Annotated in this window: 9 protein-coding genes; 4 read left to right on the top strand and 5 right to left on the bottom strand. The window is 48.4% G+C overall.

Translation table 11 applies throughout. From position 1 onward, the window contains the following. The first annotated feature begins 78 nt into the window (after positions 1-78). The 3 genes from alr to HUF18_RS12835 all read left to right on the top strand — a co-directional run bounded on the left by alr (position 79) and on the right by HUF18_RS12835 (position 2,316). Positions 79-1,194 (top strand): alanine racemase, encoded by a 1,116-nt coding sequence (gene alr / locus HUF18_RS12825; RefSeq protein WP_225692468.1) that lies wholly within the window; start codon positions 79-81, stop codon positions 1,192-1,194. 64 nt (positions 1,195-1,258) lie between these two features. After that, on the top strand, positions 1,259-1,897 hold the full coding sequence (locus HUF18_RS12830) for a glutaredoxin domain-containing protein (protein WP_225692469.1): 639 nt from the start codon (positions 1,259-1,261) through the stop codon (positions 1,895-1,897). 35 nt (positions 1,898-1,932) lie between these two features. Next, entirely contained in the window at positions 1,933-2,316 is a 384-nt protein-coding gene (locus tag HUF18_RS12835; RefSeq protein ID WP_225692470.1) for an MmcQ/YjbR family DNA-binding protein, read from the top strand. Positions 2,317-2,366: 50 nt separating this feature from the next. On the opposite strand, the gene HUF18_RS12840 is transcribed toward HUF18_RS12835, so the two are convergent. After that, positions 2,367-2,918 (bottom strand): YdeI/OmpD-associated family protein, encoded by a 552-nt coding sequence (locus HUF18_RS12840; RefSeq protein ID WP_225692471.1) that lies wholly within the window; start codon positions 2,916-2,918, stop codon positions 2,367-2,369. Positions 2,919-3,133: 215 nt separating this feature from the next. Here HUF18_RS12840 and HUF18_RS12845 point away from each other — a divergent pair, with 215 nt between their 5' ends. Beyond that, entirely contained in the window at positions 3,134-3,865 is a 732-nt protein-coding gene (locus HUF18_RS12845; RefSeq protein ID WP_225692472.1) for a tellurite resistance TerB family protein, read from the top strand. Between the two features lie 33 nt (positions 3,866-3,898). Here HUF18_RS12845 and HUF18_RS12850 read toward each other — a convergent pair whose 3' ends face one another. From HUF18_RS12850 to HUF18_RS12865, 4 genes are all read right to left on the bottom strand, one after another. Continuing rightward, complete coding sequence (locus HUF18_RS12850; RefSeq protein ID WP_225692473.1) at positions 3,899-4,789, bottom strand: hypothetical protein; 891 nt, start codon at positions 4,787-4,789, stop codon at positions 3,899-3,901. A 109-nt stretch (positions 4,790-4,898) separates the two neighbouring features. Next, entirely contained in the window at positions 4,899-5,225 is a 327-nt protein-coding gene (locus HUF18_RS12855; RefSeq protein ID WP_225692474.1) for a hypothetical protein, read from the bottom strand. Between the two features lie 535 nt (positions 5,226-5,760). Next, positions 5,761-6,102 (bottom strand): DUF5713 family protein, encoded by a 342-nt coding sequence (locus HUF18_RS12860; protein ID WP_225692475.1) that lies wholly within the window; start codon positions 6,100-6,102, stop codon positions 5,761-5,763. 444 nt (positions 6,103-6,546) lie between these two features. Next, positions 6,547-6,810: a hypothetical protein gene (locus tag HUF18_RS12865; RefSeq protein ID WP_225692476.1), complete on the bottom strand. Its 264-nt coding sequence runs from the start codon at positions 6,808-6,810 to the stop codon at positions 6,547-6,549. Positions 6,811-7,042 lie beyond the last annotated feature (232 nt).

A 7,042-nucleotide genomic window follows, 5' to 3' on the forward strand; every position in this document is an offset into this window, starting at 1 on the left:
CGTTATTGATACCGGCATCACTGGTTGTGGCAGGGCCAAAGCGCTATTGTACCTATTTTCGAGGTTGTTCCCACGTCCATGACACGTCCAACGCGCGCATTAATCAACTGGTCTCACTTCCGCCACAATTACCAACTGGCCAAATCCAGCGTCAGCGGTAAGGCCTATGCGGTGATCAAAGCCAATGGCTACGGCCACGGGCTGGTCAACTGCGCCCGCGCCCTGAGCAGCGCCGACGGCTTTGCCGTGGCCTGTGTTGACGAGGCTCTGGCCCTGCGCGAAGCCGGTATCCGCCGTCCGCTGGTGGTGTTGCAGGGCGCTTACGACGCGCATGAATGGACACTGGCCGCCGAACACAAAATTCAGCTGGTGGTGCATCACCGCAAACAGCTGCAGGACCGGGCCAGCGCCACGCTGAGCCAGCCGGTGGGGGTGTGGCTGAAGATCAACAGTGGCATGAACCGCTTAGGGTTCCGCGTCAGCGAGGCCGACGACATCCTCGCTCTGATCAGTGCCGACGAACAACTGGAACTGCGCTATGTGATCTCGCACTTCTCCAGTGCCGATGAATGGCAGTCAGCGGTACTTGCCGCACAGCTTGATACCCTCTACAGCCGCGATTGGCCGGTGCCGCTGAGCATCAGCAACAGTGCCGGCCTGCTGACCGAAAAACGCATCAACAATGAACTGGTCGCCGAAGGTTTAAGCCGCCCGGGCATCATGCTCTATGGCAGCTCGCCGCTGAATTATAAAAGCGCTGCCGAGCTGGGCCTGAAAGCGGTAATGAGCCTCGAATCACAACTGATCAGCAGCCACGACGTACCCGCCGGTGAAACCGTAGGCTACGGCGGTGACTGGACGGCTGAACGCGATACCCGCGTTGGCGTTGTTGCCATTGGTTATGGGGACGGATATCCGCGCCATGCGCCGGCCGGTACGCCGGTGCTGGTGGACGGTGTTGAATGCCCGCTGATTGGCCGGGTGTCGATGGATATGATCACCGTCGATCTTACCGACCATCCGCACGCGCAGATCGGTTCGCCGGTTGAACTCTGGGGCGAGCATCTCAGCGTCGACCGTATCGCAGAACTGTGCGGCACCATCAGTTACGAGTTGTTCTGCCAGCTGACGCCGCGGGTAAAACGCGTGGCGCGCGAACTGCCGAGCGATGGCGCAACAGTACTTAACCCCTGAGCTTTAATTTCCACAATCAGGACGTTTAACCGCAACCTGAATAAGCCATATAAGGATGTAAGGCATGAAAAAACTGCTGATACTGGCCGCGGCTGTCGCGGCCTATATTTACCTGCCGCTCGGCGACACCCTGAATGACTGGTTTGCCCGCATCAGCGGCTCCGGTGTGTATGACAGTGCTGGTAATCCACGGGCGGTATTGCTGATTAACAGCAGTTGCGGAGAGCCCTGCAATGACGCCAGCGCCGAACTGCGCCGCCGTTATATTGATGCCGAAATTGTTGTTACCGACCGCGACCCGCAAGGCGCAGAGCGTTACGGCAACCCGCGTACCGTGCCCACACTGCTGGTTGGCCGCGAACGTATGCAGGGCTACAACGCCGCTCACTATGCATCGGTTCTGGCCAATAACTTTGGCGAGCGGGCTTTAACCGCGCAGGAACAACGCATTTTTTCCAAACACTTTGATGACAACGGCGCTCCGCGCATTGTGCTCTATGGCACCACATGGTGTGGCTACTGCAAAAAACTGCGTGGCGAATTTGCCGAGCACAATGTTGATTACCTGGATTACGATGTGGAAAAACCCGCCAAACAAACCTGGCTATTAAAAGCGCTGGGCATTGGCGGTTACCCAACGGTGTATGTGGGTTATCAGCGCGTGCGCGGCACCGATTATGCGGCCGTTAAAAAACTGCTTTAAACGTATCAGACTTAGTTGTTGTCAGGTTTCAGATTATGAATTTTCAGACCCTGCGTGCTTACCTGCTGAGCAAGCCCGAAGCACTGGAGGATTTTCCCTTCGGCCCGGATGCTTATGTTTATAAAGTACAGGACAAAATGTTTGCCCTGCTGTACGAAAAAGACGGCAAAGCGCGGATTAACCTGAAGTGTGATCCGCAGCAGGCGGTGGAATTGCGCGATGTGTTCAGCGCGGTTATTGCCGGCTACCACATGAATAAAAGCCACTGGAATACCGTGCTGCTGGACGGCGATGTGCCCGACGGTGAGCTGGAACGGATGGTCGATCATTCTTACCGGCTGATTTTTCAGAAATTAACCAGAGCGCAGAAGCGCTATCTGACTACCCGTTACAGCGATAAAGAATTATGTGCGGAATAATGCATATTTGGCGGGCCTGTGCATCAGGTCTGTCAGGCTTTTAATATTGCTTAATTTTTAGCGTCCGGCGAACGCAAAGCCTTGCTGTAAAACCCGGACTGATCAAAACAGCACACCCGCTTTTTACCCGATGCGAGCATATCGCAGGCGTTTTCGATACGGGTTGCGCGGGTTTTGGCCTGCTTGGCAGACTCAATCCAGTGAATCCAGTCTACCCGGGCAATGGTTGTTGTTGCTTCCCATACCGCTTTAGCCTGCGGTGAGGCATCAAGAAGGGTCTGAAAATCTTCGGGCAGCGCAGGCTCCGGCTCCTTTTGCATGGCAGCAATTTCTACAGCGACAGTTTCACCGATTTTTGCGCCACAGGCCTCATACAGGGCTTTATCCATTTTAAGCCAGTGACTGAGCTGGCCGTCTGGTTCCAGTGTTGCCTGAAACGGATAATTATTGATGGTGCCTTCGACACTGGTGCGGCCACGGCGGGGCAGCAGATCACTGACTTCTTTAGGCAAAATAAGAAACGCCCGCAGATCATCGCCAGCGGCTTTTGCCGGAGCGAATAACTGCGCGGTAAATGTGGTTTTTTCTGCATCCTTGCTCATAAATAACTCCGTCTGCACTTAATGAGTAACGGAATGATAGTAGCGGCTCAGGCTGCTACTGTTAACCTCTGTGGCTGCGCTGCCTGCTTATTATTGTGTAAATTTTATCGCATAACCTTGCATGCCCGGCCTGACCCTTCCTCACAATCCCTGACCCAACCTTAAATTTAAATCCGCATACTGGTAATGGACTCATTTGTTATCAGGTATGCGTTATGGATATTAAAGGACTGGTGAATCTGTTCCTCAGCTCTGCCACGGATCTTGCCCAGCAAGGCAGGCAGGGCGCGGAGAAAGCACTGAATATTCCGGCGGAAGGCGACGCCCGCAGCGATACCTTATCGACCCTGGCCAAAGGCGCCTTGGGGGGCGGTGCACTGGGTTTGCTGCTGGGCTCAAAAAGCGGCCGCAAACTGGGATCAACCGCCCTGAAAGTCGGCGGCAGCGCCGCGCTGGCTGCCGTTGCCTTTAAAACCTATCAGAGCTGGAAAGCCGGAAAAAACGCAGCGGCGACTGGTAGCGACCATGATGCAGCACTTCAGACTCCGGCCATGGCTTTGCCAGGGCAGGCCGCTGTCAGTGCCCCCGCACCGAACGAACGTGAAAGCCTGCTGCTGTTATCTGCCATGATTGCCGCCGCCAAAGCCGACGGCCATATCGACGACGCCGAACAACAGCGCATCAGTAACGCCGTACAGGCCATGGGCGCAACGGCAGAGGTAAACCGCTTTGTTGAACAGGAACTGCGTAAGCCACTCGACCCGGCAGAAATAGCTGCTCAGGTAAAAACACCGGAAGAAGCCGCCGAAGTCTATCTGGCCTCGGTGTTAATCGTGGATGAACAGAACTTTATGGAAAAAGCCTACCTGCAGGAACTGGCACGGCAGTTAAAGCTGGAGCCCGGTTTGGTTGCTGAACTGGAAAAACAGGTACAGCAGGCGGGTTAGGGGTGACTGATTGAGGATAGCGGAGTTGCATTGTTAAGCCAGTAATTTCCTAGCGTCAATATGCTTGAATCTCCCCTGCTCATCCAGATAAAAACCATGCAAAGGCATATTATATTTTTCAAGTATAGACTTAATAAAATCGACTGGACTTTTACCCTTTATTATCTCTCCCTGCAGACTATATTTGGGATAGTAGAGTATCCCAAGGTTTGCATGCACGAAGTAGATTCCTAGCCCAATAGCCTTTGGAGATAAGGAGGCAAAAAAGGTGACGCCGTAAGCTCCACCTTCGATGCTTCCTACACTCAAAGGCGTTTTTGTATTTTCAGGTATGTGCTGCTTAACATTTGCATCAAGGTTCAACCCTATATCATATGCAAACACTGGATGAACGTGTATTTCATGATCTAAAAATACCGAAACATTAAACCAACCGACGCTCTCGAACTTATTGGAGTTAATCACCTCTGAGATTGCGACGCGCATTTCACGGTAGGAAGGATTATTTTTCTCCAGCGAGTGATACACCTCTTGATATTTCGAATAGGCCTCAACATCACCTATCCAAGTTGATGTCAAGTCTCGTTCAACCTGACAATTATTCCTTATTCTAAACAATCTTGGTGAGCCACCATCAGCAGCACCAATTATGAAATCCGTATCCAAAGTTGAACCTTCGCTGATGTGATTTATCAATTCAATGAATTCCTCCACATTTGAAATTCCTTTGATATAGAAATTTCGAATGATCTCTTCGGCAAGGTGTACATCACCCGCATAACTCAACGTCACTAGCGGATTTAAAATCACTGTTTTTATAACGCTACATACAGGACTTTTTTGAACCATTAATGGATCTGAGACTTTAGAGTCGGATTCTATAAATAGGTTTAACCCTTCGATTCGTGCAACTACTAGGCTCAAGGCATGTCCTCTCTAGGTACTTAAAGTTTGGTTAAGGGACTGGCTTTGGCCGGTCCCAGTGAGCGCAGCGAACGGTTTGAACCAGTTGTTAGGTGCTGCACTAGCATGGTTACTCAACTTTTTCCGGGATTGCCACAGATTTTCCGATAACTTTTCCGAAAGCATTAAGCACTAGTGCTTGATCAGTTATCTCAAGAGCATTTTCCTTATTAAGGAATATCCGAATATTGGCTCCGTGCTTTTCCCATTGATGCTCGCCGGTAACTTTAAGCTCAGATATTAAAATACCTAGTGGTGAATCTACTAGATCAGCCTCTTCGGGAAGAAGCATAAATACACAATCACCTATGTCTTCTTTGAAGCTTGGAGCGCCAAGCAAAAATCCGACATGAGCACCATTAAGTGTTAGAAGTGCAAATCCCTTTGTATATTCCATGCAAAAGGCTCCGGAGGAGGCAATAAGAAATATGAGTGCGAAGAGGTTTTCATCGCGGTACCTAACGCCTAAAGCAACCGTGCGCGCATTCTGCGCGTCGGCTTGCCTTTACTTGTTAAATTTTTAGTATTCAATTGTGATGCCATCTATTGCTGCCCTTAGTTCCTCTATGGCTTTCGTAGATATATTTTTGCAAAATGACAAATCAATGTAAGTTAATGTTGATAGTTTACAAAGATAACTGATACCTATATCGGTGATTTGTGTTGCCCACTCGAGGTCTAGCTCCTTTAACCCATCTAATTGACTGATGTATTTCAATCCATCATCAGTTATGTCTGAGTTATTTCCATCTGTTTTTATGGACGAAACTTCACGACCAATCAGATCGAAAAAATCTTTGTCATTAGCTTTCTTGAGGTATATATCATTCATCTTGGTGAAATTTAACGCCGTCAACAGCGGCCGAGCGTAGCGAGGTCCAGCCCCGAAGGGGCTATGCTGCTTGGCCTTGTTAACTGTGATTTAGGAGCAACTACCATTCTCTTGGTGCTATCACATCTTCAATGTCTACTTTATCGAAGCCATAAGCCTTTACTATAAAATCAAAATTTTCAGCCATTACCTCTCTAGCCCCGGTTTCTAATTCACTATCATTATCTTCAAACTCTTCTTCTAACTCATTTATGCGCTCAGTTGCAGCATGAGTGAGTTGTAATAGGTCTTCGTCGGTTTGAGGCTTATTGTCTTCAATTTCTTCACACAGGCTAACGAGGATTGCTTTGATTTTGTCGACCAAAAAATCCGGGAAGTAGTCATCTCGATACATTCCAGTAAGAAAATCATGGCTTACAATTTTTTCGTTTGTGATTGGCACGTCGTCTCTTTTTGATGACAGTTAACAGTTTATTCGTAGGCATGCTCATTAACATACCTAAGCCCTTATTCAGATTTCCAGCCTAACTCACCCAGCTATACTTTCTTTCTAGGGGTATTAACCTTTTTCTGTTAGTCCCTTAGTATTCATGATGCAATTTATGGACAATTTGTTGAAGCTATAAGGTAAGTTACGGAATGGCCGAATATATATTCACTGGCTATGTAAGTGTTAACTTTTTCTGCACACCAGGATTGAGCCAGGCTTCTTTCTTTGAAGTTAACACCATCCCAGCATTGGCTTACATCTTTTGCCCTGTCATCTGCGAAAATAGCTTGCGATTGCGTGATGCTACAAGAGCTATAAGTTGTTGCATCGGAACCATCAGAGTTTTCTGTACCGCATGATATGCATGCTATGGATGCCATCGAAATAATTATTTTTTTAATCATTATTTTTTAGCTCTTTAAAGTCGCCGCAGATCATTGTTTCCAGAGTGCTAGAATTTTGTATTTCAAATTTCTCTTCAGGCATGCATGGCACCCATAAATAGCTGGTGGGTGATATCGAATGGATATTGCCGTTAATCCAAAGCTCTTTTTTTATATGAAATGGATTGTATATATTTATTGAATTGGCAACTTTATTCTCATGCGAAGTAGCATTGAGGCTGCCTACTATGATCAATAGAGTGAATATTTTTTTCATAAGAATTCTCTTACATTCGCAGTTTTTGAAATTTAATGTTTGAAGTAAATTAAACGACATCGTAGCGTGTTTTTCTTATAAATTGATTGTTTAGGTACGCTGCCGCCCGTCCTTATAAACGCAGGGCAGGAATTGCGTGATAAAACAGTCGGATTTCGGGCGGGGAGGGTATCGGTGCTGAGTCAGATAAACCGACCTGACGGTCTGAGTTCTGGTGTTGTTATATCGTGCG

The organism is Thalassolituus sp. ST750PaO-4, from assembly GCF_020320405.1.
Taxonomy (GTDB): Bacteria; Pseudomonadota; Gammaproteobacteria; order Pseudomonadales; family Oceanobacteraceae; genus Venatoribacter; species Venatoribacter alkanivorans.

Coding starts and splice junctions, on each gene's coding strand:
- HUF18_RS12845 (WP_225692472.1), top strand. CDS start 3,134: ATGGATATTAAAGGACTGGTGAATCTGTTCCTCAGCTCTGCCACGGAT.
- HUF18_RS12830 (WP_225692469.1), top strand. CDS start 1,259: ATGAAAAAACTGCTGATACTGGCCGCGGCTGTCGCGGCCTATATTTAC.
- HUF18_RS12855 (WP_225692474.1), bottom strand. CDS start 5,225: ATGGAATATACAAAGGGATTTGCACTTCTAACACTTAATGGTGCTCAT.
- HUF18_RS12865 (WP_225692476.1), bottom strand. CDS start 6,810: ATGAAAAAAATATTCACTCTATTGATCATAGTAGGCAGCCTCAATGCT.
- HUF18_RS12835 (WP_225692470.1), top strand. CDS start 1,933: ATGAATTTTCAGACCCTGCGTGCTTACCTGCTGAGCAAGCCCGAAGCA.
- HUF18_RS12840 (WP_225692471.1), bottom strand. CDS start 2,918: ATGAGCAAGGATGCAGAAAAAACCACATTTACCGCGCAGTTATTCGCT.
- alr (WP_225692468.1), top strand. CDS start 79: ATGACACGTCCAACGCGCGCATTAATCAACTGGTCTCACTTCCGCCAC.